Source organism: Pseudomonas sp. MBLB4123 (assembly GCF_051904775.1).
GTDB classification, from domain to species: domain Bacteria; phylum Pseudomonadota; class Gammaproteobacteria; order Pseudomonadales; family Pseudomonadaceae; genus Aquipseudomonas; species Aquipseudomonas benzenivorans_B.
Map to the genome: position 1 here is coordinate 443,527 of NZ_CP196711.1, position 24,265 is coordinate 467,791.

Here is a 24,265-nt window from a genome sequence, read left to right on the forward strand (position 1 = left end):
GGTGTCGCATGGATATTGCCGAAGTCGCCAAGCGCGCCGGTGTGCCGGCCTCGACCCTGCGTTTCTACGAGGAGAAGGGGCTGATCGCCTCCCTCGGTCGCCAGGGTGAGCGCCGCCGCTTTGCGCCGGGGGTGCTGGATCAGCTGGCGCTGATTGCCCTCGGTCAGTCGGCGGGCTTCACCCTGGATGAGATCCGCTCGATGTTCGCCGCCGACGGGGCGCCGGCAATCGATCGCCAGTTGCTTCTGGCCAAGGCCGAGGAGCTGGATGGGGCCATCAAGCAGCTGCGGGCCATGAGCAGGGGGCTGCGCCATGCGGCGGCCTGCCCGGCCCCGAGTCACGCCGAATGCCCCACCTTCCAGCGCCTGGTCAAGGCGGCGGCGTCGAGTGCGCACGCGCGCAAGTACAACAAGGCCGAGCCAGGGCGCCGGCGCCGCTAAACGGCGTAGATAAGTGCCGCCAGGGGGCTCGCCTCTTTGCGCGAGCCGTCGCCTTGGCGCAGGAATATTGCGCGCAGGCGCGAGTTGCAGGCACCCTGTGCGGTCACTGGAACTGGCAAGGGCGAGCGATGCGCGACTATCAATGGCTGAACGAATACTGCCTGAACCGCTTCGGCTCGGCGGCGGCACTGGAGGCCATGCTGCCGCAGCCGGCGAGTGCGGACCAGCTGCGCGCGCTGAGTGACGATCGCTACCTGTCGCTGCTCAGCCTGAGGATCTTCCGCGCCGGCCTCAAGCACAGCCTGGTGGACGCCAAATGGCCGGCTTTCGAGGAGGTGTTCTTCGGCTTCGACCCGGAAAAGGTCGTGCTGATGGGGGGCGAGCGCCTGGAGAACCTGATGCAGGACGCGCGGCTGATCCGTCACCTGGGCAAGCTCAAGAGCGTGCCGCGCAACGCCCAGTTCATCCTCGATGTGCGGCGGGAGCAGGGCGGCTTCGGCGCCTTGGTCGCCGACTGGCCGGTGACCGATATCGTCGGCCTGTGGCAGTACCTGGCCAAGCACGGCAGCCAGTTGGGGGGCTTGTCGGCGCCGCGCTTGCTGCGCATGGTCGGCAAGGACACCTTCATCCCCACCAACGACATGGTCGCCGCGCTCAAGGCCCAGGGCATAGTCGACAAGGCGCCCACCAGCCAGAAGGACCGGGCCGCGGTGCAGGCGGCGTTCAATCAGTGGCACGCCCAGAGCGGCCGGCCGCTGTGCCAGCTGTCGGTGATGCTGGCCCATACCGTCAATCATTGAGCGAGGAGGGGGGATGGAGGCGGACATCCAGCGGGTCGCCCTGGCTATCGCCCGGGCCGAGCGCATCCTGGTGATCACCGGCGCGGGGCTGTCCGCCGATTCCGGGCTGCCCACCTACCGCGGCCTCGGCGGCCTGTACAACGGCCACACGGACGAGGGGCTGCCGATCGAGGCGGCGCTGTCCGGGCCCATGCTGCGGCGCGATCCGGCGCTGTGCTGGAAGTACCTGGCCGAGCTGGGCAAGGCCTGCCTCGGCGCCAGGGCCAATGCCGGTCACTTCGCCCTCGCCGAGCTGCAGCGGCGCAAGCCCCTGTGCTGGCTGCTGACCCAAAACATCGACGGCTACCACCGCGCCGCCGGCAGCCCGGTCGAGCGCCTGATCGAGATCCATGGCGAACTGGCGCCGCTGTTCTGCCAGTCCTGCGGCGCCGAGGATGCCGAGTTGGCCGAGCACCTGGCGCGGCCCTTGCCCCCGCATTGCCGGTGCTGTGGCGGCATCCTGCGCCCGCCGGTGGTGCTGTTCGAGGAAATGCTCCCGGAGGCCGCCGTCGACAGCCTCTACACCGAGCTGGGCAAGGGCTTCGAGTTGGTGCTGAGCGTCGGCACCAGTGCCAGCTTCCCCTACATCATCGAGCCGGTGTTGCGCACCCGCCAGGCCGGCGGACTGACGGTGGAAGTCAATCCGGCCCGCACCGATCTGAGCGAGCTGGTCGATATCCACCTGCAGGGGCGGGCCTTAGATGTGCTGCCGAGACTGCTGGGTCACATCGTGCGCCCATAGAATTTGCAAATAGTCCGGATTGAGGGCATAGTCGCGGCCCTATCAGAATTCCCGACACGGTCGTGCCCATGCGCAAACGCTTCGCACCCCTCGTGCCCCTTGCACTGGTCTTGTTCCTCGCCGCCTGCGCCGGCCAGGCGCCCCAGAGCCAATCCGACGTATTCGGTCCGCTCAGCAAATCCAACACCTTCGCTTCCGGGGCTTCCCATGCCGAGCCCACAGAACAAGAGCTCGCCGACCTTACCGACGATCAGCCCTACGAGATGCCCCAGTTGGCCGACAGTATCCTGTCCCATGGCCTGTCGCTGGTCGGCACGCGCTACCGCTTCGGCGGCAGCTCGGTGAAGTCGGGCTTCGACTGCAGCGGCTTCATCGGCTACCTGTTCCGCGAAGAGGCGGGCCTGCAACTGCCGCGTTCCACACGCGAGATGATCAATATCGACGCGCCGCTGGTCGAACGCGACGAGCTGGAGCCGGGCGACCTGGTGTTCTTCAGCACCAACGGCCGCGGCCGCGTCAGCCACGCCGGCATCTACCTGGGCGATGACCAGTTCATCCATTCCGCCAGCCGCCGCAGCGGTGGCGTGCGTGTCGACAGCCTGGACGACCGCTACTGGAAACGCAGTTTCCTCGAGGCCAAGCGCGTGCTGGCCATGGCGCCGGACGAGGCGCAGGAGCGCCATCCCTGAAGTGCCCGCGCGGCCTCGAAGGTTGCGCGGTAAGCCTCGAGACGGCAGAGTAGGGCGCAACCAGGCCCAGGATTGCCTCGCACATGCCCGTCACGCTTCGTGTCGCCCTCTTCGTCCTCCTCGCGCTGCTCGGCGCCTGTGCCAGCCAGTCGCCCGCACCCACCAGTATCCAGATACCGACCGGTAGCCCCCACGGCGGCTCCGAAGACGTCCTGTTCCGTGCCCTCGGCCTGGTCGGCACGCCCTACCGCTACGGCGGCAACACCCCGGACGGCGGCTTCGACTGCAGCGGCCTGATCGGCTACGTCTATCGCGACGCCGCCGGCATCCGCCTGCCCCGTTCCACCCGCGAACTCAGTGCCCTGCGCGCGCCGACCATCGCCAGCCGCGAGGCCCTGCAGAGCGGCGACCTGGTGTTCTTCGCCACCAATGGCGGGCGCCAGGTCAGCCACGCCGGCATCTATGTCGGCGAGGGGCGCTTCGTCCATGCCCCGTCCAGCGGCGGCACCGTGCGCCTGGACAGCCTGAGCAACAGCTACTGGCAGCGCACCTACCTGGACGCCAAGCGCGTGTTTGGCGCCGAACTGGCGCGCAATCCCTGACGCGCAGAGGGTTTCGCCCATGACCAACCGCACCCTCAACCTTGACGACGACCTCTACCGCTACCTGCTGGATGTATCCCTGCGCGAGACGCCGCTGCAGGCGCGCCTGCGCGCCGAGACCGCCCAGCTGGCCAATGCCCGGTGGCAGATCGCCCCGGAACAGGGCCAGTTCATGGCCCTGCTGGTCAGGCTGACCGGTGCCAAGCGGCTCATCGAGGTCGGCACCTTCACCGGCTACAGCGCCCTGTGCATGGCCCAGGCCTTGCCGGAGGACGGCCGGCTGATCTGCTGCGACATCCCCGGCGACTACAACGCCGTGGCCGAGCGCTACTGGCGCGAGGCGGGTCTGGCCGGGCGTATCGAGCAGCGCCTGGCGCCGGCCCTGGAGACCCTCGCCGCGCTGGAGGCCGAGGGGCTGGCCGGCAGCATCGACCTGATCTTCATCGATGCCGACAAGGCCAACTACCCGGCCTACTTCGAACAGGCCCTGCGGCTGGTGCGCCAAGGGGGCCTGATCCTGTTCGACAACACCCTGTGGAGCGGCCGGGTGCTGGAGCAGAGCCCGGATAGCGCCGACACCCGGGCCATCCAGGCGCTCAACCTGGCGCTGCGCGACGACGCGCGCATCGACCTGTCCCTGCTGCCGCTGGGCGACGGACTGACCCTGTGCCGCAAGCGCTGACGGACCCATGGCCGAGCCGATTCGCCTGCCGCCCCAGCCTGAGGCCTGCGAGCTCTGTGCCCGCGCCACGCCGCTGACTCGCCACCACCTGATCCCCAAGGCCCTGCACGACAAACCCTACGTGCAGAAGCGCTATGCCAGGAACGAGCGCATCACCGCCACCCTGTGGGTCTGCCGTGCCTGTCACAACCAGATCCACCGGCTGTTCGGCGAGAAGGAACTGGCCCTGACCTACAACAGCCGCGAGGCGCTGCTGAGCGACGAGCGCCTGCGCAGCTTCGTCGCCTGGCTGGCGGCCAAGCCGGCGGGGTTCATGCCCCGGCACTGAGGTGGGTACCGCAGAGCGGACAATACGGCGCTGCTAACTGCTGTCAGCGCATTAGGCAATAATTGATCAGTTGTTCTTCGATGCTTTGGCGCTGCCGCAGAATGAGCGCGACTATCACCAACCCGGCCGCCTCGTCATACTGATAGAGAATGCGGTACTCATCCAGATTCAGTTCACGGTAATGAGTGATGCCCAGCAAGGCGGCCTGCTGGCATACCGGTGCGGCCAGGGGGTGGGTCTTGAGGCGCTGCTCCAAGGTTTTGATCAGCCCGACCAGTTTGGTCTGCGCGCGCTGTACTCCATGGTAGGGCGCCAGGTGATGGATCTGTGAAACCAGGCTTTCTTCGGCAGTGCTCGCATAGGCGATTCTAATCGTCTTGCTCATCGGCAGAGGCCCCTGTCGATCCCTCTGCAACTGGGCTGCGCTGCTGCAAACGTTCCAGCAGGGTGTCGCCGGAAATCAAACGGCCTTTGGCCTTATCGCGCTCGGCGAAGGACAACAGCTTGATCAGCGCTAGGGCTTCATCCCGGCGTTTACGTTCGGCATAGGACTCGACCACATAGGCCGGCACGCCATTCTGGGTGATCACCATCGGTTCGCTCAGATCCAGCGAGGCAGCGTGCTGCTTCAGGTAACTGATTGTCTGGACTTTCATGGTTGTCTCCTGGTGGTGAAAGGGAGCCGGTCCTGGAAGGGGATGGCTGCCTTCAAGAGAGCTGCGCGTTTGGCGTGCGGTGGGCTACATATAGTCCGAATTCAGACTGGTGACAACCAAAGACTGCCTAGTGGGAGCTTGGAGAGCTGGTGCAATCACTATTCATCGACGGCTACCGCTAAACAGGAGTTTTCGGCCAGTTTTGGAATACAGACGCACAAGTGATGGTGCCGACGGCGGCGTGGATATCCTGGCCAGCAACGGCTTGATGGGCTTCGGCGGGCAGAACCTGTGCGTGGAGGTGAAGTCCGGCACCGGCCTGATCGACCGCCCCACGGTGGACAAGCTGCTCGGCGCCATGAGCAAGTTCAACGCCGGCCAGGGCCTGTTCGTCGCCTGGGGCGGCTACCGCAGCAACGTGCAGAAGGAGCTGGCCTCCAGCTTCTTCCGTCTGCGCCTGTGGAACCAGGACGACCTGCTGGAGCAGCTGTTCCTGCACTACGACACGTTGGATGAAGGCATCAAGTCCGAGCTGCCGCTCAAGCGCATCTGGACCGCGGCCCTGCCCGAGGATCTGTGAGGGCGTCGGTGAATACGCGGCGGCAGTTGTCGGGTGCGGCGCAGGAGGCTAGATTCAACCCCATCAAGGGCCGATAGCTCAGCTGGGAGAGCGCCGCGTTCGCAATGCGGAGGTCGGGAGTTCGATCCTCCTTCGGTCCACCAAGTCGGAAAGCCAGGCCCCGGCGGCCTGGCTTTTTTGTCTCCGGTGCGACTGTGGCCGCTCTACAGCGCCCTGCCGTCGAACTGCTGAACCGGCACGGCGTCCAGGTCGATGCCTTCCAGGCAGCGGATATTGATCGCCGCCATGGCATTGCCCTTGGGGTCGGTGCCTTCGCCGAAGGGGTGGATGCCGCAGCGCGGGCAGAAGCGGTGCTGGATCACATGCTTGTTGAAGCTGTAGGTGGCGGCGTCGCTGTCCGGGGTCAGCAGGCTCAGCCGGTCCCGCGGGACGAACCACAGCAAGGCACCCTTGCGCTGGCAGATCGAACAGTTGCAGGCCATGGCCCCGGCGATCTCGCCCTCCACCTCGAACGCCACCTGGCCGCAGTGACAGCTTCCTCGGTATTTCATCGCAACGCTCCTGACGAGTAAGGGGAGGTAGAAGCTTAGCTCCCGTTGCGGCAGGCATCGGGCGCCCCCATGCATTGACGCCCCGCCGGCCTGTCTCTACCCTGCGCGCCTTGCAACAGGTGCCCCCAGCCGCGTGCTCGAGGGGTGAAACAGGGAAGTCGGTGCGTTCGGCGTATTCACGCCAACCATGCCGACGCTGCCCCCGCAACGGTAGACGAGTCAAACCCGCGCTTTTTACCACTGTGCCTCGGCACGGGAAGGTGCGCGGACCGGCGATCCTCCAGATGGATCGCCGCTCGTGAGCCCGGAGACCGGCCTGTCGCAGTCCACGGCATCGCGGAGGGCGTTGTCCGGCGGGTGGGCCGCGCCCTTGTCGTGGCCCATGCGTCGTCGTTCCTCCGTCTGCCTCTTGCGGTCTGGGCCGCGCGGGTGAGCGCGGCGGAGCTATTACGACATGAGCATGTCCCTTCCACGGCCTGCGTCCTTCCTGACGCGCGCCCTTTCCCTGAGCCGGCGCCTGGCCTTGGCCGCCTGCCTGGCGCTGAGCGCGCCGCTGGCCGGTGCGGCGCAGATCAACGCCATCGTCTCCGCCTACAGCGCCGCCGAGTTCGCCGCGGCGGTCGCCCAGTTCCAGCGCCAGTATCCCGGCCAGCGGGTCAGCGCGCGGACCCCCGAGCAGCTGGCCGAGCTGGACGATGCCGCCCTGGCGCAGTGGCTGGATGCGGGCCAGGTGCTGTTCGGCGCCGGCATCTTCGGCGCCGAGGTGGAGCGTCTGCGGCCCCTGCTGGGCCGGGCGGCAGCCGCCGAGCTGTTCGTCCTGCACAGCGACCATGGCCTGGTGCAGCTCAGCCGCGCCGCCGGCCGGCCGCTGTTCGCCTCCCGCGAAGAGGCCGAGCGCCTGGGCGCGGCCAAGCCGGGCGGGGCGCTGGCCCCCTGGCTGCAGGCGCAGCAGCGCGAACACCCGCGCCAGGCCGACTGGCTGAGCGCGCGCAGCTACTGGCTGGCCGGCGGCAGCGAGAACATCGCCGGTCTGCTCGCCTGGCTGGCGGCGCGGGTGGACGCCGAGGTGGCGGTGGCACCGGCCAGGGAGCGGGCGCCGCTGCGCTTCTACCAGGACGGCGAGCTGCGCAGCGCCGAGCAGCTGCGCTGGCGCGGCGACGCCCTGGTGGCGCTGGTCGACCACGGGCGCGCCGACCGCGCCGGCGACCAGGCGCTCAACGATGCGCTGTGCCGGACCCTGGGCGAGGCCGGTCTGGCCTGCGTCAGCCTGTTCGCCAACTGGGGCGCGGGCTCCCTGCAGGCGGTGCGCTGGCTCAAGGAGGGCGAGCACCCGCCGTTGGCGGCGGTGGTCGCCCTGCAGGACTTCGTCATCGGCGGCGGCGAGCACCGCGAGCAGGTCACCGAGCTGCTCGGCGAGCTGAACGTGCCGGTACTCAAGGGCCTGCGCCTGGAGGACCGCAGCGAGGCGGCCTGGCAGCTGTCCAGCGACGGCCTGGCGCGCGACAAGGTGCACTACCAGCTGGCCATGCCGGAGCTGCAAGGCACCAGCCAGGCCATGGTGCTGGCGGCCTGGCGCGAGCGCCAGCTCGACCCGCTGTCCGGCATCCGCTTCGCCATCGGCGAGCCGCTGCCGCACCAGGTCGCCGCGATGAGCGCGCGCATCCAGCGCTGGCGACACCTGCAGCGCACGGCCAACGCCGACAAGCGCCTGGCGATCGTCTACTACAACCACCCGCCGGGGCGGCACAACATCGGCGCGGACAACCTCGACGTGCCGCAGTCGCTGTGGCACATCCTCCAGCGCCTGCAGGCCGAGGGCTACGACACCGGGCCGCTGCCGGACAGCCCCGCGGCGCTGCTCGAACTGCTGCAGGAGCGCGGCGTCAACCTGCCGGAGCAGGGCGACGCCCTGGCCGAGATGGCCGGCAAGGTGCAGAGCCTGGGCGCTGAGGAATACCGCGACTGGTTCGCCACGCTGCCGGCCGCGCTGCAGGCGGAGATGGTCCAGGGCCCCCTGGGTTACTGGCACGCCCAGCTGCGCCGGGCCCTGGCGGCCTCCGAGCTGCAGATCGCCGCAGGTATCCTGGCCAGCGGCTCCAGCGAGCTGCACCACGTGCTCGATGGCGTCGAGCACCCGGCGCGGGCCCGCGCCCTGGACCTGCTGGCGCAGCTCGAGGCGCTGTACCGGGCGGCCGTGGCGCAGCCGACCCAGGCCGACTGGGCCCAGGCCGAGCGACTGATCGCGGCGCTGGCGGCGACCGGCATCGAGGGCCTGCGCGGCTGGGGCGAGGGCCCGGGGCGGGTGATGGTCCACGACGGCCGCCTGCTGCTGCCGGGGCTGCGCTTCGGCAAGGTGTTCGTCGGCCCGCAGCCGCCGCGCGGCTGGGAGGTGGACGAGGAGCTGCTGCACGCCAACCTGGTGTTTCCGCCGCCGCATCAGTACCTGGCCTTCTACCACTGGCTGCGCGAGGGTTTCCGTGCCGACGCGCTGATCCACCTCGGCCGCCACTCCACCTACGAGTTCCTGCCGCGGCGGCGGGCGGGCCTGAGCGACGAGGACTATCCGACGCAGATACTCGGCGACCTGCCGAGCATCTACCCCTACATAGTCGACGGGGTCGGCGAGGGCATCCAGGCCAAGCGCCGCGGCCTGGCGGTGATGATCGACCACCTGACTCCGCCGCTGGTGGCCACGCCGCTGTACGACGACCTGCTCAAGCTGCGCCAGCTGATCGAGAGTTTCGAGGCCGGTGCCGGCCAGGGCGAGGGGCCGGCACGGCGCGCCACCATCGCCGAGATCAAGCGCCTGATCGGCAGTGCCGGCCTGGAGCCGGAGCTGCGCGAATCCATGGCCGAGGTGCTGGTCACCCGCGGCATCGACTTCGAGCAGGTCGATGACGACCTGCTGGTGCACGAGGTCGGCCATTACCTGACCAACATCCAGGAACGCTTCATGCCCATGGGCCTGCACGTGTTCGGCAAGCCCTGGCGGCCCGAGGCGGTGCAGACCCTGCTGACCTCCATGGGCGCCGCCGGGGCGGGCCATCGCCAGGCCCTGGTCGACTCGCCGGCGGCCGAGATGGCGGCGCTGCTGCGCGCCCTGGACGGCGGCTTCGTCGCCCCCGGCAAGGGCAACGACCCGATCCGCACGCCGCAGGCGCTGCCCACCGGGCGCAACTTCCACGCCCTGGACAGCAGCCTGCTGCCCAGCCGCATCGGCTGGGGCATCGGCCGCGAGATGGCGCAGCAGGCGCGGCAGCGGCCGCTCGCCGCCGAGGGCCGCGAGGCGGTGATCCTCTGGGCCTCGGACACGGTGCGCGACGAAGGCGCGATGATCGCCTTCGGCCTCGACCTGCTCGGCGTCGAGCCACAGTGGAACGGTCGTGGCATCGTCCAGGGCATCCGGCGTCGGCCCCTGGCGGCGGGGGAGGAGCGCCGCGACCTGCTGTTCACCACCTCCGGGTTGTTCCGCGACCTCTACGCCGACCAGCTGGCGCTGCTCGAACGTGCGGTGCTGCTGGCCCTGGACGGCGCCGCCGCAACCATTCGCCGCGACTACCCGGCGCTGCGTCCGGCCCTGGCCGCGGCCCTGGAGCCCCTCGGTGCGGCGGCCGGCGGCGGCAGCGAGAGCCTGGCGGTCAACCGCGTCGCCGCCCATTGGGTGACGGACGCGGCGCGGCGCCTGGAGGCCGGTCTCGGTGCCGAGCAGGCCGGCAGTCTGGCGGCCCTGCGCCTGTTCGGCGTGGCCCCGGGGGCCTATGGCGCCGGCATCAATCGTCTGGTGGAGCGCTCCGGCAGCTGGCAGCAGCGCGGCGAGCTGGCCCAGGCCTATGTCAGCCGCCTCGGCCACGCCTACGGCCTGCGCCACCAGGGCGAGCCGGTGCAGGAGGTGTTCCGCGACAACCTCAAGACGGTGCGCCGCACCTACCTCGGCCGTTCCAGCAACCTCTACGGCCTGCTCGACAACAACGACTCCTTCGATTACCTGGGCGGCCTGAGCCTGGCGGTGGAGCAGGTCTCCGGCAGCACCCCGGAGAACTTCGTCAGCTGGCACAACGACCCGGCGCGGGTGCGCCTGGAGCCGCTGCAGCAGGCGCTGCTGGCCGAGCTGCGCGGGCGCTTCCTCAACCCGGCCTGGATCGAGGCGCTGATGCAGCACGACTACGCCGGCGCGCGGACCATGGGCAGCGAGTTCCTCGAATACCTCTGGGGTTGGCAGGTGACCAACCCGGAGATCATCAAGGGCAGCGCCTGGGAGGAGGTCAAGGCGGTGTATGTCGACGACCGCTACGACGTCGGCCTGGACGACTTCCTCGAGCAGGGCGCCAACGTGCACGTGAAGAGCAACATGCTGGCGATCATGTTGGTGGCCATCCACAAGGAGTTCTGGCAGGCCGACGCGGCCACCCGCCAGCAGCTCGGCGAACAGTTCGCCCGCCTGGTGGTCGCCCACGGCCTGCCCGGCAGCGGCCACACCCGGCCGGATCACCCGATGCTGCAGTGGCTGCTGCCGCAGCTGCCGGATGAGCTGCGCACAGCCCTGCAGCAGCGCCTGCAGGCGGCGCGCATCCAGTACGAGCCGGCGCCGGCGCCGAACACTCTCAGCGAGATCCAGGCGCCGCAGGCCGAGCCCGCCGCCGAATCGGGCGCCGCCCAAGGCGAGCCCCAAGCCCTGAGCCAGGCATTCTGGTTCGCCCTGGCGCTGCTGGCCGGCCTGCTCGCCCTGGGCGTCTGGCGCGGCCGCGGTCCACGTATTTCGGTAGGAGGTTAAGGATGTTCGACAGTCAAGTATTCACCTGGCTGCACCTGCTGGTCGGCTGGCTGCTGCAGCCGGTCACCCTCGGCCTGTTCGCCCTGCTGGCCGTGGCGGTGTGGGATTGCGGGGTGGCCGTCGGCGAGCGCTGCGGCGGCCTGGCCCGCTGGCGCGTCTTGCCGGTCGCGGAGATCGAGCGGCGCGCGCGCCGGCGCCTGGACCGCGCCGACCTGATCGCCCGCATCGGCCCCATGCTCGGCCTGATGGGCACCCTGATCCCCCTGGGGCCCGGGCTGGCGGCCCTGGGCGAGGGCAATGTGCAGATCCTCAGCGTGGCCATGCGAGTGGCCTTCGACACCACGGTGTTCGGCCTGCTCGCCGGGCTGCTCGGCTTCGGCCTGGGGCGCCTGCGCCGGCGCTGGTACGACGAGCTGCTGGACCGGTGCGAGGCCCGGGCGGGCGAGGAGCGGGCCGATGAGCCGGCGCTGGCGCTCTAGCCGTTTCGCCGCGGGCGACGACGACCCCCTCGGCCCGTTGGCCAATCTGGTCGACGTGGTGCTGGTGTTCGCCTGCGGCCTGATCGCCGCGCTGGTGGCGCAGACCGACCTGCTGACCCGGCTCGAGGCGCGCCGGCAGCCGCTGCCGGTTGAGCGCGGCCGCGAGCTGCCGGCCCTGCCCGACAGCCTCAAGGGCCAGGGCGGCGAGGGGTTGGAGAGCGTCGGTCAGGTCTATCGCGACCCGCAGACCGGCAAGCTGATCCTGATCGGCCAGTGAGGCGCAGGAGGGGCCGGCTCCAGGCGATGCGCCGTCGTTTGACGTTGCCGCGCCGAGCCACTACCCTGCGCGCCTTGCTTCAGGTGCCCCCGACGCTGCGCGTCCGGGGGTGAAACAGGGAAGTCGGTGCGCGCGGCGTGTTCACGCCCGCAATTCCGACGCTGCCCCCGCAACGGTAGACGAGCCAAACCAGCGCTTTTGCAACCACTGTGCCCCGGCATGGGAAGGTGCGCTGGCCGGCGATCCCCAGGTGGATCGCCGCTCGTGAGCCCGGAGACCGGCCTGTAGCAGTCCACGGCATCGCGGAGGGCGTTGTCTGGCGGGTGGGCTGCGTCGTTGGCGAGCCGCCCGTCCATTGCTCTCCGTATGCCCTTATCGGCCTAAGTCGCCCGGGTGGGTGCGACGGAGCATGCAGATACAATGAGTAAGTCCCTTCTGACCCCGGCAGCGGCCCTGCTGTGCGGCGTTTCCAGTATTTCCCAGGCCCAGGCGGGCGAGCCCAACCGTTTGCAGGACCAGGTGGTGACCGCCACCCGCACCGCGCAGACCGCCGAGCAGAGCCTGGCGGCGGTCACGGTATTCGATCGCGAGCAGATCGAGCGGAGCCAGGCGGCCTCGGTGCCCGAACTGCTCAAGCGCGTGCCGGGCCTGTCCTTCGCCAACAACGGCGGTCCGGGCAAGCACACCTCGCTGTTCATGCGCGGCACCGAGTCCGACCATGTACTGGTGCTGATCGACGGCATCAAGGTCGGCTCGGTGACCGCCGGCGCCACGGCCCTGCAGGACCTGCCGCTGGAGCTGATCGAGCGCATCGAGGTGGTACGCGGGCCGCGGTCCAGCCTGTACGGCTCCGAGGCCATAGGCGGGGTGATCCAGATCTTCACCCGCAAGGGCTCAGGCGCCGGCGCCAAGCCGTTCTTCTCCGCCGGTTACGGCACCCACGACAGCTACAGCGGCAGCGTCGGGGTCACCGGTGGCGATGGCCAGGGTTGGTACAGCCTGGGGGTGAGCGGTGCGGACACCGACGGCCTCAACGCCAAGCCGATGGACGCCAGCGGCTATGAGGACGATGCCGACGGCTACCGCAACCTGTCTGCCGCGCTCAGCGCCGGCTACCGCTTCGCCAACGGCCTGGAGCTGGACGCCAATCTGCTGCGGGCCAAGTCGCACAACGACTACGACCAGGTCAACCGCCGGCGCACCAGCGGTTTCCACGCCCATGCCGACGGCGAGTCGAATGTGCTGGGCACCCGCGCGCGCTTCGCCCCCCTGGAGCCCTGGCTGGTGACCCTGCAGGCCGGGCGCAGCGAAGACAAGTCCGATGCCTTCCAGGACGGCGCCTTCTACTCGCGTTTCGACAGCCGCCGCGACAGCGTCAGCTGGCAGAACGACCTGAGCCTGGCACCCGGCCATACCCTGACCCTGGGCGCCGACTACCAGCACGACGAGGTCAACGGCAGCACCGCCTACGCCGAGGACTCGCGGGACAACAAGGGCGCCTTCGCCCAGTACCTGGGCGAAGCGGGCCGGCACGACTGGCAGCTGGCGCTGCGTCGCGACGACAACCAGCAGTTCGGCCAGCACGACACCGGCAACCTCGGCTACGGCTACGCCCTGAGCGATGCCTTGCGGGCGACCCTGAGCTACGGCACCGCGTTCAAGGCGCCGACCTTCAACGAGTTGTATTTCCCGGGTTATGGCAACCCGGACCTGGACGCGGAAACCTCCAAGAGTCTGGAGGCCGGTCTGGCCGGCCAGCACGCCTGGGGCCACTGGTCTATCAATGCCTTTCGCACGGTCATCGACGACCTGATCGCCTACGATTCGAGCATCCGGGCGCCGGCCAACGTCGCCGAGGCGCGCATCCGCGGCGTCGAGCTGGTGCTGGCCAGCCAGCTGCTCGGTTGGGACTGGAGCGCCAACTACACGCTGCTGGAACCGGAGAACCGTTCTTCCGGGGCCAACGATGGCAACGAGCTGGCGCGCCGCGCCAAGCAGCTGTTCAACCTGGAGCTGGATCGCCGCCTCGGCGCCTTCAGTCTCGGTGCCAGCCTGCATGCCGAAGGCCAGCGCTACGACGACCTGGCCAACACCAGGGAGCTGTCCGGCTTCGCCACCCTGGATCTGCGCGGCGAATACCGCATCGACCCCGAATGGCGCCTGCAGGCTCGCGTGGCCAACCTGCTGGACGCCGACTACGAGACCGCCGAGGGCTTCAACCAGCCCGGCCAGGCGCTCTACCTGACGGTGCGCTACCAGGCGCTGTAATCCCCCCGGCGCCGACGGGCTGACCCGTCGGCGCCCTCACCAGGAGAACCCCCATGCCCAAGCTGTCACCCTCCCTGCAACTGCTGCTCGGCCTCGCCCTGGCGGCGTTGCTGGCCATGACCCGCGGCCATCACTTCGCCTCGGTCAACCTGCCCAGCGCCTCCTGGGCGGTGTTCTTCCTCGCCGGCGTGCTGCTGACGCCGCGCTGGGTGTTCCCGGCGCTGTTCGTCGAGGCCTCGCTGCTGGATTTCGCCGCCATGCAGTGGGCCGGGGTCAGCGACTGGTGCCTGTCGCCGGCCTACTGGTTGCTGGTGCCGGCCTACGGCTCGCTGTGGCTGGCTGGCCGCCTGTACGCCGGCTGGCACCGCGACAGCCTGCAGAGCCTGGCGCTGCTGGCGGCGACCGTGGCGCTGGGCGCCTTCGTCGCCTACCTGTTCTCCGGCGGCGGCTTCCTGTTCTTCTCCGGGCGTTATGCCGAGCCGAGCCTGGCCCTGCTGGCCGAGCGCATCGCCGTCTATTACCCGCGCTACCTGGGTAACCTGGCGCTCTATATCGGCCTGGCGGCGCTGCTCTACGTCGGAGCCCGCTCCTGGCAACTGACGCAGCGCCGCACGGAGGTGCAGGGATGAGCGAGTCGATGGAGCGCGACGCGCGGCACAAGGCGCGCATGGCGCGCAAGAAGGCGCTGATCGACGAGAAGATCGCCCAGGCCCAGGACGAATACGGCCTGCTGCTGGTGCACACGGGCAACGGCAAGGGCAAGAGCAGCTCGGCTTTCGGCATGGTCGCCCGGGCCCTGGGCCACGGGATGAAAGTGGGGGTCGTGCAATTTATCAAGGGCGCCGCCAGCACCGGCGAGGAGGCCTTCTTCCGCCGCTTCCCCGAGGAGGTCAGCTACCACGTGATGGGCGAGGGCTTCACCTGGGAAACCCAGGACCGCCAGCGCGACATCCGCAAGGCCCAGGAGGCCTGGGCGGTGGCGCGTCGGTTGCTCGGCGACCCGGCCATCGGCCTGGTGGTGCTGGACGAGCTGAACATCGCCCTCAAGTACGGCTACCTGGAGCTGGAGACGGTGCTGGCCGACATCGAGGCGCGGCCGCTGCTACAGCACGTGGTGGTGACCGGCCGCGGCGCCCCGCCGGGGATGATCGAGGCGGCCGACACCGTCACCGAGATGAGCCTGGTCAAGCACGCCTTCAAGGCCGGGGTGAAGGCGCAGAAGGGCGTGGAATTCTGATGCTCCCGCCCCCAATGCACCGGGCGCTTCGTCAGCGCCACTTGCCGTACCCTTTGTACTGTCTGCGCGGCGCTTCCTCGCGCGCAGCGCATTGGTCGACGGGAGGCCGCGGTGAGTGAGAGAAGCTGCCCGGCGCTGCTGGTCGCCGCGCCGGCCTCGGGCCAGGGCAAGACCACGGTCACCGCCGCCCTGGCGCGGCTGCATGCGCGTCAGGGCAAGCGGGTGCGGGTGTTCAAGTGCGGGCCGGATTTTCTCGACCCGATGATCCTCGCCCGCGCCAGCGGCGCGCCGGTGTACCAGCTGGACCTGTGGATGGTGGGCGAGGCCGAGAGCCGCCGGCTGCTGTGGCAGGCGGCGGGGGAGGCCGACCTGATCCTTATCGAGGGGGTGATGGGCCTGTTCGACGGCAGCCCCTCGGCCGCCGATCTGGCGCGGCGCTTCGGCGTGCCGGTGCTGGCGGTGATCGACGGCTCGGCCATGGCCCAGACCTTCGGCGCCCTGGCCCACGGCCTGGCCAGCTTCCAGCCGGACCTGCCGTTCTCCGGGGTGCTCGGCAACCGCGTCGGCAGCGCCCGCCATGGCGAGATACTGCGCGACGCCCTGCCCGAAGCGATCCGCTGGTACGGCGCCTTGCCGCGCAGCGCCGCGGTGGAACTGCCCAGCCGCCACCTGGGCCTGGTCCAGGCCGAGGAACTGGCCGATCTGGATGCGCGCCTGGACGCCGCCGCCGACGCCCTGGCCGCCAGCGCCGAGGTGGCCTTGCCGCCGCCGGTGGCGTTCGCCGCGCCCGAAGCGCGGCGGGTCGACGCGTTGCTGGCCGGGGTGCGCATCGGCGTGGCCTTGGATGCCGCCTTCGCCTTCCTCTACCAGGCCAACCTGGACCTGCTGCGGGCGCTGGGCGCCGAGCTGTGCTTCTTCTCGCCCCTGGCAGACAGCCGGTTGCCGCAGGTCGACAGCCTCTATCTGCCCGGCGGCTATCCCGAGCTGCACCTGGCGCACCTGGAAGCCAACCAGGCCATGGCCGAGGCGATCCGTGCCCACCATCAGGCCGGCAAGCCGATCCACGCCGAATGCGGCGGCATGCTCTACCTGCTCGACAGGCTCACCGACAAGCAGGGGCAGAGCGGGCGGATGCTCGGCCTGCTGCCCGGCGAGGCGACCCTGCAACCGCGCCTGACCGCCCTGGCCCTGCAGGAAGTCCAGCTGCCCGGCGGGCGCCTGCGTGGCCATACCTTCCATCACTCGGCGTTGAGCTGCGAGCTCACGCCCATCGCCCGGGGCGAGTGCCCGAACTACCGGCGCACCGCCGAGGCGGTGTACCGCCAGGGGCGGCTGACCGCCTCCTACATCCACTTCTACCTGCCGTCGGATCCCGCGGCCGCCGCCGAGCTGTTCCAGCCATGAGCGAGCTGGCCTTCAGCGCGGCGGAGCGGGCGGCGGTGTACCGGGCCATCGCCGAGCGCCGTGACATGCGTCACTTCTCCGGCGGGCGAGTCGAACCCGAGGTGCTGGCGCGGCTGTTGCAGGCGGCGCACCAGGCACCCAGCGTCGGCCTGATGCAGCCCTGGCGGTTCATCCGCATCACCCGCCCGGAACTGCGCCAGGCCATCCAGGCCCTGGTGGAGGCCGAGCGACAGCGCACCGCCGAGGCCCTGGGCGAGCGCGGCGACGCCTTCATGCGGCTCAAGGTCGAGGGCATCGGCGACTGCGCCGAGCTGCTGGTGGCGGCCCTGATGGACAAGCGCGAGGCCCATGTGTTCGGTCGTCGCACGATGCCGGAGATGGACCTGGCCTCGGTGGCCTGCGCCATTCAGAATCTCTGGCTGGCCGCCCGCGCCGAGGGCTTGGGGCTCGGCTGGGTGTCGCTGTTCGAGCCCCAGGCATTGGCCGAGTTGCTGGCCATGCCGCCCGGCAGCCAGCCGCTGGCGCTGCTGTGCCTGGGGCCGGTGACGGCCTTCTACGAGGCGCCGATGCTGGTGCAGCAGGGCTGGACCGAGCCGCGAGCGCTGAGCGAGCTGTTGTTCGAGGACCAATGGGGAGCGTCATGAAAGGCCCGCAACGCATCGCCTGCCTGTCCACCGAGACCTGCGAGACCCTCTACCTGCTCGGCGAGCAGCAGCGCATCGCCGGCATCTCCGGCTTCACCGTGCGCCCGCCCCAGGCGCGTCGGGACAAACCGAAGATCAGCGGCTTCAGCACCGCGCGGATCGACAAGATCCTCGCCGTGCAACCCGACCTGGTGCTGGGCTACTGCGACCTGCAGGCGGATATCCTCGCCGAGCTGGCGCGCGAGGGCCTGGAAGTACACCTGTTCAACCAGCGCGACATCGCCGGCATCCTGCACATGATCGAGACCCTCGGTGCCCTGGTGGATGCCCGCGAACGCGCCGCCCGCCTGGTCGCCGAACTGCAGGCCGGGCTGCAGGCGATCCGCACCAGCGCCGCGCAGCTGCCCCGGCGGCCCAGGGTGTATTTCGAGGAGTGGAACGAGCCCCTGATCAGCGGTATCGGCTGGGTCAGCGAGCTGATCGAGCTGGCCGGCGGCGAGGACTGTTTCGCCGAGCTGGGCCGCTTCAAGCGCGCCCGCGAGCGCATCATCGAGGACCCGCAGGAGGTGGTGCGGCGCGACCCGCAGCTGATCATCGGCTCCTGGTGCGGCAAGCGCTTCCGCCCCGAGCAACTCGCCGCCCGTCCCGGTTGGGACGCCATCGCCGCGGTGCGCAGCGGCCAGCTGCACGAGATCAAATCCGCCGACATCCTCCAGGCCGGCCCGGCCGCCCTGACCGATGGCGTGCGTCAGTTGCACGCCTTGATCCGCGGCTGCGTGGAGGCGGGCCCATGAGCCTGGTGTTCGGCGCGGTCGCCGGGGTGGCGCTGGACGCCGTATTCGGCGAGCCCAGGGGTTGGCATCCGCTGGTGGCCTTCGGCCGCCTGGCCGAACGCCTCGAACGGCGCCTCAATTCGGCCGGGCGCGGCTGGCGCAGCCACGGGGTCACGGCCTGGTGCCTGGCGGTGTTGCCCCTGACCCTGCTGGCCGCGCTGCTGGCCCAGCTGCCGGGCCTCGGTTGGGCGGTGGAGGTGCTCGCCCTGTATGCCGCCCTGGGTCTCAAGAGTCTCGGCGAGCATGCCCTGCCGGTGGCCCAGGCCCTGCGCCTGGGGGACCTGCCGCTGGCGCGCGCGCGGGTCGGCTATCTGGTCAGCCGCCACACCAGCGAACTGGACGCCGCCGGGGTGGCGCGCGCCGGCACCGAGTCGGTGCTGGAGAACGGCTCGGATGCGGTGTTCGCCGCGCTGTTCTGGTTCCTCGTCGCCGGCGCGCCGGGGGTGGTGCTCTATCGCCTGAGCAACACCCTGGACGCCATGTGGGGCTATCGCAACCCGCGCTTCGAGCGCTTCGGCTGGGCCGCGGCGAAGATCGACGACGCCCTCAACTACCTGCCGGCGCGCCTGGTGGCCCTGAGCTACGCGCTGCTCGGCCGCACCGCCCTGGCCCTGCGCTGCTGGCAGCGTCAGGCGCCAGAGTGGGACAGCCCCAACGCCGGCCCGGTGATGGCCGCCGGCGCCGGTGCCCTGGGCGTGCGCCTGGGCGGCGCGGCCATCTACCACGGCCGCGAGGAGTGGCGCCCGCCACTGGGCGAGGGCGCCGAGCCGCGGGCGCGGGATATCGAGCGGGCGCTGAACCTGGTGTACGGCGGCGTGGCCTTGTGGCTGGCGCTGCTGCTGGTGCTGGAGGTGCTCCTTGCTTGAGCACGGCGGCCGGCTGCGCGCGGCGGCGCAGCGCCAGGGCATCCCCCTGGGCGACTGGCTGGACCTGTCCACCGGCATCGCTCCCTATGGCTGGACCTTGCCGCCTGTGCCCGCGAGCGCCTGGACCCGCCTGCCCGAGGCGGACGACGGCCTGGAGGCGGCCGCCCGCGATTATTACGGTGCCGTCAGCCTGCTGCCGGTGGCCGGTTCCCAGACGGCGATCCAGGCCCTGCCGCGGCTGCGCGAGCGCTCGCGGGTCGGCCTGCTCGCGCCGGCCTACGCCGAGCATGCCGCGGCCTGGGCGCGCGAGGGCCACGAGTCGTTGCAACTGGACGGCGACGCCATCGACCGGCAGCTCGAAGCGCTCGACGTGCTGCTGCTGGTCAACCCGAACAATCCCACTGGACAGCGTTTCGCCCCCGAGCAGTTGCTGGCCTGGCACGGGCGTCTGGCCGCGCGGGGCGGCTGGCTGCTGGTGGACGAGGCCTTTATCGACTGCACCCCGCAGCACAGCCTGGCGGCCTACTGCGACCGGCCCGGGCTGATCGTGCTGCGCTCGTTCGGCAAGTTCTTCGGCCTGGCCGGTATCCGCCTGGGCTTCGTCCTGGCCGAACCGGCGCTGTTGGATCGACTCGACGAGCTGCTCGGCCCCTGGACTGTCAACGGCCCGGCGCGCGCCCTGGCCAGGGTGCTGCTGCAGGACCCGCTCGGCCAGCGTGAACAGCGCCGACGCCTGCGTGCCGATGGCCGGCACCTGGCCGAGCTGCTGAGCGCCCGGGGCTGGCCGCCCAGCGGTGGCTGCGCGCTGTTCCAGTGGTGCGCCGACCCGCGGGCGCCAGCACTGCATGAGTTTCTCGCCGCCCAGGGCATCCTCACCCGCCTGTTCCAGGCCCCCGCAAGCCTGCGCTTCGGCCTGCCGCCGGACGAAGCGGGCTGGACTCGGTTGGAGCGGGCATTACAGGCATTCAAGGAGCACTCGGCATGACGACATTGATGGTCCAGGGCACCACCTCCGATGCCGGCAAGAGCACCCTGGTGACCGCGCTGTGCCGCTGGCTCAGGCGCCAGGGCGTGGCGGTGGCGCCGTTCAAACCGCAGAATATGGCGCTCAATTCCGCTGTGACTGAAGACGGCGGCGAGATCGGCCGCGCCCAGGCGGTGCAGGCCCAGGCCGCCGGCCTGGCGCCGCACACCGACATGAACCCGGTGCTGCTCAAGCCCAACAGCGACATAGGCGCCCAGGTGATCATCCACGGCCGCGCCATCGACAGCATGGATGCCGCCGCCTACCACGACTACAAGCGGGTGGCCATGGACGCGGTGCTGCAGTCGCACCAGCGCCTGTCCGCCGCCTACCCGGTGGTGATGGTCGAGGGCGCCGGCTCGCCGGCGGAGATCAACCTGCGCGCCGGCGATATCGCCAATATGGGCTTCGCCGAGGCGGTGGACTGCCCGGTGATCCTCATCACCGACATCGACAAGGGCGGGGTGTTCGCCCACCTGGTCGGCACCCTCGCCTTGCTCTCCGAGAGCGAGCAGGCGCGCATCCAGGGCTTCGTGATCAACCGCTTTCGCGGCGACATCGCCCTGTTGCAGCCCGGTCTGGACTGGCTGGAACAGCGTACCGGCAAGCCGGTGCTCGGTGTGCTGCCCTACCTGATGGATTTTCATCTGGAAGCCGAGGACGCCATCGATCAGCGCCAGGCGACCAAGACCGGCGAGGTGCTCAAGGTGGTGGTGCCGGTGCTGCCGCGCATCAGCAACCACACCGACTTCGACCCGCTGCGCCTGCACCCCCAGGTCGAGCTGAGCTTCGTCGGCCCCGGCCAGGCGATCCCGGCCGCCGATCTGATCATCCTGCCCGGCTCCAAGAGCGTGCGCGCCGACCTGGCCTTCCTGCGCGCGCAGGGCTGGGAGGCGGCCATCCACAGGCACCTGCGCTACGGCGGCAAGCTGCTCGGCATCTGCGGCGGCCTGCAGATGCTCGGCACGCGCCTCGACGACCCCCATGGCCTGGAGGGCGCCGCGGGCGGCAGCGACGGCCTGGGCCTGCTGGATTTCGCCACCGTGCTGGAGCCCGAGAAGCAGCTGCGCAACGTCCGCGGCCGCCTGTGCCTGGAAGACGCGCCGGTGTCCGGCTACGAGATCCATGCCGGAGTCAGCCGCGGTGCCGGCCTGAACGGCGCCGTGCACCTGGACGACGGCCGCAGCGACGGCGCCCTGAGCGCCGACGGCCGGGTGCTCGGCACCTACCTGCACGGGCTGTTCGAGTCGGGCCCGGCCTGCAGCGCGCTGCTGCGCTGGGCCGGCCTGCGCGAGGTACAGCAGGTCGACTACCAGGCCCTGCGCGAACGCGACATCGAACGCCTGGCCGACCTGGTCGAGGCCCATCTGGATACCGCCAGGCTGCGCGAGCTGTGCGGCATGGCGCAGCCCAAGGAGAAGTCATGATCGACCTGATTCTCGGCGGCGCCCGTTCCGGCAAGAGCCGCCTGGCCGAGCGCTTGGCGGCCGAGTCCGGCCTGGCGGTGACCTACATCGCCACCAGCCAGGCGCTGGACGGCGAGATGAGCGCGCGCATCGCCCAGCACCGGGCGCGGCGTCCGGCCCACTGGACCCTGGTGGAGGAACCCCTGGCGCTGGCCCGGGTGCTGGGCGAGCAGGCCGGCGAGGGGCGCTGCCTGCTGGTCGACTGCCTGACCCTGTGGCTGAGCAACCTGCTGATGCTGGACGACCCGGCGCGCCTGGAGGCCGAGCGCGACGCCCTGCTCGAGTGCCTGACGGGACTGCCGGGACGGATCATCCTGGTCAGCAACGAGACCGGCCTGGGCGTGGTGCCCCTGGGCGAGCTGACCCGCCGCTACGTGGATGCCGCCGGCTGGCTGCACCAGGCCCTGGCCGAGCGCTGCGAGCGGGTGCTGTTCTGCGTGGCGGGTTTGCCGCTGGTGCTCAAGGGGGAGGCGCCATGAACTGGTGGCAGAACGCCTGCCGAGTGCCGGACCCGGCGGCCCGCGCCGCGGCGGAGGTGCGCCAGCTGCAACTGACCAAGCCGGCCGGCTCCCTCGGTCAGCTGGAGCGCCTGGCGGTGCAGCTGGCGGCGCTGCAGGGGCGCCAGCGGCCCGGCGTCGAGCGCGTGGCCATCGGCATCTTCGCCGGCGACCATGGCGTGGTCGCCGAGGGTGTATCGGCTTTTCCCCAGGCCGTCACCGGGCAGATGCTGGGCAACTTCGTCGCCGGCGGTGCGGCCATCAGCGTGCTGGCCCGCCAGCTGGGCGCGGCGCTGGAGGTGGTCGACCTGGGCACCGCCCAGCCGCTGGAGCTGCCCGGGGTGCGCCACCTGCGCCTGGGCGCCGGCACGGCGAACCTGGCCCGGGGCCCGGCGATGAGCGCCGAGCAGGCCCGCCTGGCCCTGCAGGCCGGTCGCGACGCCCTGCTGCGCGCGCAACAAGACGGCGCCGAGCTGTTTATCGGCGGCGAGATGGGCATCGGCAACACCACCGCGGCCACGGCCCTGGCCTGCTGGCTGCTGGACTGCCCGGCGGCCGCGCTGGTCGGCCCCGGCACCGGCCTGGACGGCGCCGGGGTGGCCCACAAGGCGGCGGTGGTCGAGGCGGCCCTGGCCCTGCACCGGCCGGCCATCGTCGAGCCCTTCGATGCCCTGCAACGCCTCGGCGGCTTCGAGATCCTCGCCCTGGTCGGCGCCTACCTGGCCTGCGCCCAGCAGGGCGTGGCGGCCCTGGTCGACGGCTTTATCTGCAGCGTCGCCGCCCTGGCGGCGGTGCGCCTCAATCCCGACTGCCGCCCCTGGCTGCTGTTCGCCCACCAGGGCGCCGAGCCGGGGCATGGGCGCGTGCTGCAGGCCATGGAGGCCGAGCCGCTGCTGCACCTGGGTTTGCGCCTGGGCGAGGGCAGCGGCGCGGCCCTGGCCGTGCCCCTGCTGCGCCTGGCCTGCCAGCTGCACAGCGAGATGGCCACCTTCGCCGAGGCGGCGGTGGCGGAGCGCGCGCCGTGACGCTTCAGCTGGAATTGCTGCGCCATGGCGAGACCGAGCGGGGTGGCGGACTGCGCGGGCGTATCGACGACGCCCTAACGGATGCCGGCTGGGCCCAGCTGCGTGGGGCGGTGCAGGGCGCCGGCCCCTGGGACCGCCTGATCAGCTCGCCGTTGCAGCGCTGCGCCCGCTTCGCCGCGGAGCTGGCCGCGCAGCGCGGCCTACCCCTGAGCCTGGAGCCGGACCTGCAGGAGCTGCACTTCGGCGCCTGGGAAGGGCGCAGTGCCGCCGAGCTGATGGCCACCGATGCCGAGGCCCTGGGCCGCTTCTGGACCGACCCCTACGGCTGCCCGCCCCCCGGCGGCGAGACCATGGCGGACTTCGAGGCGCGGGTGCTGGGCGCGCTGCGCCGCCTGCAGCAGCGCCATGCCGGCGAGCGCCTGCTGTTGGTCAGCCATGGCGGGGTGATGCGCCTGCTGCTGGCGCGGGCCCGCGGCCTGGCGCCGGCGGACCTGCTGCAGGTCGAGGTGGCCCACGGCCAGCGCGTGCGCCTGCAATTGGACGCTCACGGTCGACTGAGGGAGATGGCGTGACCGCGCTGCTGATCGCCCTGCAGTTCCTCACCCGCCTGCCGGTGCGCCTGGCCGCCATGCCGACGCCCGCGCAGCTGGGCCGCTCGCTGCTCTGGTATCCGGCGGTGGGCGTGCTGATCGGCCTGCTGCTGCTGGCCGCCCAGCGTTTGCTCGCGGATGTGCCGGTGCTGTTGCAGGCGGCGCTGCTGCTGGCGCTCTGGGTCGGCCTCAGCGGCGGCCTGCACCTGGATGGCCTGGCCGACAGCGCCGACGCCTGGGTCGGCGGCATGGGCGACCGCGAACGCACCCTGGCAATCATGCAGGACCCGCGCAGCGGGCCCATGGCGGTGCTGGTGCTGGTGCTGGTGCTGCTGCTCAAGTTCGCCGCCCTGGTGGCCCTGCTCGAGGCCGACCGGGCCCTGGCGCTGCTGCTGGTGCCCTGGCTGGCGCGGGCACTGCCGCCGCTGCTGCTGCTCTGCACCCCCTACGTGCGCCCCGGCGGCCTGGGCCAGGCCCTGGCCGACCACCTGCCGCGGCGTCATCTGCCCTGGCTGCTGGCCGCCCATGCCGTCGCCATCGCCCTGTTCGGCGCCATGGGCCTGCTGGCCCTGCTGGTGGCCGGGTTGCTGTTTCTCTGGCTACGCCGGCAGCTGCTGCAGCGCCTCGGCGGTACCACCGGCGATACGACCGGGGCCCTGCTGGAACTGGTGGAATGCGCGGTGCTGGTGGTGTTGGCGCTGTGACGGGGGCGATGGCCCGTCATATCCGCCGCTATTGCCGAAGGTGCTGGGTGCGGGCGAGCGGCGGTGGCGGC

General features: G+C 70.8%; 27 protein-coding genes, 1 tRNA gene and 2 riboswitches. Of the genes, 25 read left to right on the forward strand and 3 right to left on the reverse strand.

The annotated features are described in order from the left end of the window. The first annotated feature begins 8 nt into the window (after window positions 1–8). The 7 genes from ACSX1C_RS02195 to ACSX1C_RS02225 all read left to right on the forward strand — a co-directional run bounded on the left by ACSX1C_RS02195 (window position 9) and on the right by ACSX1C_RS02225 (window position 4,322). Window positions 9–440 (forward strand): helix-turn-helix domain-containing protein, encoded by a 432-nt coding sequence (locus ACSX1C_RS02195; protein ID WP_439888040.1) that lies wholly within the window; start codon window positions 9–11, stop codon window positions 438–440. A gap of 128 nt (window positions 441–568) precedes the next feature. After that, entirely contained in the window at window positions 569–1,240 is a 672-nt protein-coding gene (locus ACSX1C_RS02200) for a DNA-3-methyladenine glycosylase I (RefSeq protein ID WP_439888041.1), read from the forward strand. A 13-nt stretch (window positions 1,241–1,253) separates the two neighbouring features. After that, window positions 1,254–2,021 carry an NAD-dependent deacylase gene (locus ACSX1C_RS02205; protein ID WP_439888042.1) on the forward strand — a complete coding sequence of 256 codons (768 nt, stop codon included), beginning with the start codon at window positions 1,254–1,256 and terminating at the stop codon, window positions 2,019–2,021. A gap of 68 nt (window positions 2,022–2,089) precedes the next feature. Then, window positions 2,090–2,710: an NlpC/P60 family protein gene (locus ACSX1C_RS02210; RefSeq protein WP_439888043.1), complete on the forward strand. Its 621-nt coding sequence runs from the start codon at window positions 2,090–2,092 to the stop codon at window positions 2,708–2,710. Window positions 2,711–2,793: 83 nt separating this feature from the next. Continuing rightward, window positions 2,794–3,312 carry a C40 family peptidase gene (locus tag ACSX1C_RS02215; RefSeq protein WP_439888044.1) on the forward strand — a complete coding sequence of 173 codons (519 nt, stop codon included), beginning with the start codon at window positions 2,794–2,796 and terminating at the stop codon, window positions 3,310–3,312. A 19-nt stretch (window positions 3,313–3,331) separates the two neighbouring features. After that, window positions 3,332–3,994, forward strand: a complete 663-nt coding sequence (locus tag ACSX1C_RS02220; RefSeq protein WP_439888045.1) for an O-methyltransferase — start codon at window positions 3,332–3,334, stop codon at window positions 3,992–3,994. A 7-nt stretch (window positions 3,995–4,001) separates the two neighbouring features. After that, window positions 4,002–4,322 carry a hypothetical protein gene (locus ACSX1C_RS02225; RefSeq protein WP_439888046.1) on the forward strand — a complete coding sequence of 107 codons (321 nt, stop codon included), beginning with the start codon at window positions 4,002–4,004 and terminating at the stop codon, window positions 4,320–4,322. A gap of 43 nt (window positions 4,323–4,365) precedes the next feature. Here ACSX1C_RS02225 and ACSX1C_RS02230 read toward each other — a convergent pair whose 3' ends face one another. Continuing rightward, window positions 4,366–4,707: a type II toxin-antitoxin system RelE/ParE family toxin gene (locus ACSX1C_RS02230; RefSeq protein WP_439888047.1), complete on the reverse strand. Its 342-nt coding sequence runs from the start codon at window positions 4,705–4,707 to the stop codon at window positions 4,366–4,368. After that, window positions 4,691–4,978, reverse strand: a complete 288-nt coding sequence (locus ACSX1C_RS02235; protein ID WP_439888048.1) for a type II toxin-antitoxin system Phd/YefM family antitoxin — start codon at window positions 4,976–4,978, stop codon at window positions 4,691–4,693. Before ACSX1C_RS02235 ends, ACSX1C_RS02230 begins: the two co-directional genes overlap by 17 nt. A 202-nt stretch (window positions 4,979–5,180) precedes the next feature. On the opposite strand from ACSX1C_RS02235, the gene ACSX1C_RS02240 reads away from it, so the two are divergent. Both ACSX1C_RS02240 and ACSX1C_RS02245 read left to right on the forward strand, forming a co-directional pair. Beyond that, window positions 5,181–5,558: a restriction endonuclease gene (locus ACSX1C_RS02240; protein WP_439888049.1), complete on the forward strand. Its 378-nt coding sequence runs from the start codon at window positions 5,181–5,183 to the stop codon at window positions 5,556–5,558. 67 nt (window positions 5,559–5,625) lie between these two features. Next, window positions 5,626–5,701 (forward strand) — tRNA-Ala (locus tag ACSX1C_RS02245). A 60-nt stretch (window positions 5,702–5,761) separates the two neighbouring features. Here the strand turns inward: ACSX1C_RS02245 and ACSX1C_RS02250 are convergent. After that, a complete protein-coding gene (locus ACSX1C_RS02250) occupies window positions 5,762–6,109 on the reverse strand; it encodes a GFA family protein (RefSeq protein WP_318642350.1) in 348 nt (115 codons plus the stop codon). 100 nt (window positions 6,110–6,209) lie between these two features. Next, window positions 6,210–6,443, forward strand: a riboswitch (cobalamin riboswitch). Between the two features lie 120 nt (window positions 6,444–6,563). Here ACSX1C_RS02250 and ACSX1C_RS02255 point away from each other — a divergent pair. The 16 genes from ACSX1C_RS02255 to ACSX1C_RS02330 all read left to right on the forward strand — a co-directional run bounded on the left by ACSX1C_RS02255 (window position 6,564) and on the right by ACSX1C_RS02330 (window position 24,194). After that, complete coding sequence (locus ACSX1C_RS02255; RefSeq protein ID WP_439888050.1) at window positions 6,564–10,880, forward strand: cobaltochelatase subunit CobN; 4,317 nt, start codon at window positions 6,564–6,566, stop codon at window positions 10,878–10,880. 2 nt (window positions 10,881–10,882) lie between these two features. Beyond that, on the forward strand, window positions 10,883–11,359 hold the full coding sequence (locus ACSX1C_RS02260; RefSeq protein WP_439888051.1) for a MotA/TolQ/ExbB proton channel family protein: 477 nt from the start codon (window positions 10,883–10,885) through the stop codon (window positions 11,357–11,359). After that, entirely contained in the window at window positions 11,337–11,636 is a 300-nt protein-coding gene (locus ACSX1C_RS02265; RefSeq protein ID WP_318642345.1) for a DUF2149 domain-containing protein, read from the forward strand. Before ACSX1C_RS02260 ends, ACSX1C_RS02265 begins: the two co-directional genes overlap by 23 nt. 64 nt (window positions 11,637–11,700) lie before the next feature. Beyond that, window positions 11,701–11,936: riboswitch (cobalamin riboswitch) on the forward strand. Between the two features lie 120 nt (window positions 11,937–12,056). Continuing rightward, window positions 12,057–13,904, forward strand: coding sequence for a TonB-dependent vitamin B12 receptor (gene btuB, locus ACSX1C_RS02270; protein ID WP_439888052.1), 1,848 nt, complete (start codon window positions 12,057–12,059; stop codon window positions 13,902–13,904). Between the two features lie 53 nt (window positions 13,905–13,957). Then, window positions 13,958–14,533, forward strand: a complete 576-nt coding sequence (locus tag ACSX1C_RS02275) for a hypothetical protein (protein WP_439888053.1) — start codon at window positions 13,958–13,960, stop codon at window positions 14,531–14,533. Then, window positions 14,530–15,141, forward strand: a complete 612-nt coding sequence (gene cobO / locus ACSX1C_RS02280; protein WP_439888054.1) for a cob(I)yrinic acid a,c-diamide adenosyltransferase — start codon at window positions 14,530–14,532, stop codon at window positions 15,139–15,141. The genes ACSX1C_RS02275 and cobO overlap by 4 nt, the downstream gene beginning before the upstream one ends. Before the next feature lie 111 nt (window positions 15,142–15,252). Further along, window positions 15,253–16,545 carry a cobyrinate a,c-diamide synthase gene (locus ACSX1C_RS02285; RefSeq protein ID WP_439888055.1) on the forward strand — a complete coding sequence of 431 codons (1,293 nt, stop codon included), beginning with the start codon at window positions 15,253–15,255 and terminating at the stop codon, window positions 16,543–16,545. Continuing rightward, window positions 16,542–17,189: a 5,6-dimethylbenzimidazole synthase gene (gene bluB / locus ACSX1C_RS02290; protein WP_439888056.1), complete on the forward strand. Its 648-nt coding sequence runs from the start codon at window positions 16,542–16,544 to the stop codon at window positions 17,187–17,189. Before ACSX1C_RS02285 ends, bluB begins: the two co-directional genes overlap by 4 nt. Then, window positions 17,186–17,983: a cobalamin-binding protein gene (locus ACSX1C_RS02295; protein ID WP_439888057.1), complete on the forward strand. Its 798-nt coding sequence runs from the start codon at window positions 17,186–17,188 to the stop codon at window positions 17,981–17,983. Before bluB ends, ACSX1C_RS02295 begins: the two co-directional genes overlap by 4 nt. Further along, a complete protein-coding gene (gene cbiB / locus ACSX1C_RS02300) occupies window positions 17,980–18,888 on the forward strand; it encodes an adenosylcobinamide-phosphate synthase CbiB (RefSeq protein WP_439888058.1) in 909 nt (302 codons plus the stop codon). Before ACSX1C_RS02295 ends, cbiB begins: the two co-directional genes overlap by 4 nt. After that, window positions 18,881–19,873 (forward strand): threonine-phosphate decarboxylase CobD, encoded by a 993-nt coding sequence (gene cobD / locus ACSX1C_RS02305; RefSeq protein WP_439888059.1) that lies wholly within the window; start codon window positions 18,881–18,883, stop codon window positions 19,871–19,873. Before cbiB ends, cobD begins: the two co-directional genes overlap by 8 nt. Beyond that, entirely contained in the window at window positions 19,870–21,339 is a 1,470-nt protein-coding gene (locus tag ACSX1C_RS02310) for a cobyric acid synthase (RefSeq protein ID WP_439888060.1), read from the forward strand. Before cobD ends, ACSX1C_RS02310 begins: the two co-directional genes overlap by 4 nt. After that, window positions 21,336–21,857: a bifunctional adenosylcobinamide kinase/adenosylcobinamide-phosphate guanylyltransferase gene (gene cobU / locus ACSX1C_RS02315; RefSeq protein ID WP_439888061.1), complete on the forward strand. Its 522-nt coding sequence runs from the start codon at window positions 21,336–21,338 to the stop codon at window positions 21,855–21,857. The genes ACSX1C_RS02310 and cobU overlap by 4 nt, the downstream gene beginning before the upstream one ends. After that, entirely contained in the window at window positions 21,854–22,900 is a 1,047-nt protein-coding gene (gene cobT, locus ACSX1C_RS02320; RefSeq protein ID WP_439888062.1) for a nicotinate-nucleotide--dimethylbenzimidazole phosphoribosyltransferase, read from the forward strand. The genes cobU and cobT overlap by 4 nt, the downstream gene beginning before the upstream one ends. Further along, window positions 22,897–23,472 carry an alpha-ribazole phosphatase family protein gene (gene cobC, locus ACSX1C_RS02325; protein ID WP_439888063.1) on the forward strand — a complete coding sequence of 192 codons (576 nt, stop codon included), beginning with the start codon at window positions 22,897–22,899 and terminating at the stop codon, window positions 23,470–23,472. Before cobT ends, cobC begins: the two co-directional genes overlap by 4 nt. After that, a complete protein-coding gene (locus tag ACSX1C_RS02330) occupies window positions 23,469–24,194 on the forward strand; it encodes an adenosylcobinamide-GDP ribazoletransferase (RefSeq protein ID WP_439888064.1) in 726 nt (241 codons plus the stop codon). Before cobC ends, ACSX1C_RS02330 begins: the two co-directional genes overlap by 4 nt. Window positions 24,195–24,265: the final 71 nt, after the last annotated feature.

Excerpts from the sequence above, each read along its gene's own strand:
- ACSX1C_RS02255 (WP_439888050.1), top strand. The coding sequence starts at position 6,564 with ATGAGCATGTCCCTTCCACGGCCTGCGTCCTTCCTGACGCGCGCCCTT.
- cbiB (WP_439888058.1), top strand. The coding sequence starts at position 17,980 with ATGAGCCTGGTGTTCGGCGCGGTCGCCGGGGTGGCGCTGGACGCCGTA.
- ACSX1C_RS02265 (WP_318642345.1), top strand. The coding sequence starts at position 11,337 with ATGAGCCGGCGCTGGCGCTCTAGCCGTTTCGCCGCGGGCGACGACGAC.
- ACSX1C_RS02225 (WP_439888046.1), top strand. The coding sequence starts at position 4,002 with ATGGCCGAGCCGATTCGCCTGCCGCCCCAGCCTGAGGCCTGCGAGCTC.
- btuB (WP_439888052.1), top strand. The coding sequence starts at position 12,057 with ATGAGTAAGTCCCTTCTGACCCCGGCAGCGGCCCTGCTGTGCGGCGTT.
- ACSX1C_RS02250 (WP_318642350.1), bottom strand. The coding sequence starts at position 6,109 with ATGAAATACCGAGGAAGCTGTCACTGCGGCCAGGTGGCGTTCGAGGTG.
- ACSX1C_RS02310 (WP_439888060.1), top strand. The coding sequence starts at position 19,870 with ATGACGACATTGATGGTCCAGGGCACCACCTCCGATGCCGGCAAGAGC.
- ACSX1C_RS02235 (WP_439888048.1), bottom strand. The coding sequence starts at position 4,978 with ATGAAAGTCCAGACAATCAGTTACCTGAAGCAGCACGCTGCCTCGCTG.
- ACSX1C_RS02220 (WP_439888045.1), top strand. The coding sequence starts at position 3,332 with ATGACCAACCGCACCCTCAACCTTGACGACGACCTCTACCGCTACCTG.
- cobT (WP_439888062.1), top strand. The coding sequence starts at position 21,854 with ATGAACTGGTGGCAGAACGCCTGCCGAGTGCCGGACCCGGCGGCCCGC.
- cobU (WP_439888061.1), top strand. The coding sequence starts at position 21,336 with ATGATCGACCTGATTCTCGGCGGCGCCCGTTCCGGCAAGAGCCGCCTG.
- bluB (WP_439888056.1), top strand. The coding sequence starts at position 16,542 with ATGAGCGAGCTGGCCTTCAGCGCGGCGGAGCGGGCGGCGGTGTACCGG.
- cobO (WP_439888054.1), top strand. The coding sequence starts at position 14,530 with ATGAGCGAGTCGATGGAGCGCGACGCGCGGCACAAGGCGCGCATGGCG.
- ACSX1C_RS02210 (WP_439888043.1), top strand. The coding sequence starts at position 2,090 with ATGCGCAAACGCTTCGCACCCCTCGTGCCCCTTGCACTGGTCTTGTTC.
- ACSX1C_RS02200 (WP_439888041.1), top strand. The coding sequence starts at position 569 with ATGCGCGACTATCAATGGCTGAACGAATACTGCCTGAACCGCTTCGGC.
- ACSX1C_RS02215 (WP_439888044.1), top strand. The coding sequence starts at position 2,794 with ATGCCCGTCACGCTTCGTGTCGCCCTCTTCGTCCTCCTCGCGCTGCTC.
- ACSX1C_RS02230 (WP_439888047.1), bottom strand. The coding sequence starts at position 4,707 with ATGAGCAAGACGATTAGAATCGCCTATGCGAGCACTGCCGAAGAAAGC.
- ACSX1C_RS02295 (WP_439888057.1), top strand. The coding sequence starts at position 17,186 with ATGAAAGGCCCGCAACGCATCGCCTGCCTGTCCACCGAGACCTGCGAG.
- ACSX1C_RS02205 (WP_439888042.1), top strand. The coding sequence starts at position 1,254 with ATGGAGGCGGACATCCAGCGGGTCGCCCTGGCTATCGCCCGGGCCGAG.
- ACSX1C_RS02260 (WP_439888051.1), top strand. The coding sequence starts at position 10,883 with ATGTTCGACAGTCAAGTATTCACCTGGCTGCACCTGCTGGTCGGCTGG.
- ACSX1C_RS02275 (WP_439888053.1), top strand. The coding sequence starts at position 13,958 with ATGCCCAAGCTGTCACCCTCCCTGCAACTGCTGCTCGGCCTCGCCCTG.
- ACSX1C_RS02195 (WP_439888040.1), top strand. The coding sequence starts at position 9 with ATGGATATTGCCGAAGTCGCCAAGCGCGCCGGTGTGCCGGCCTCGACC.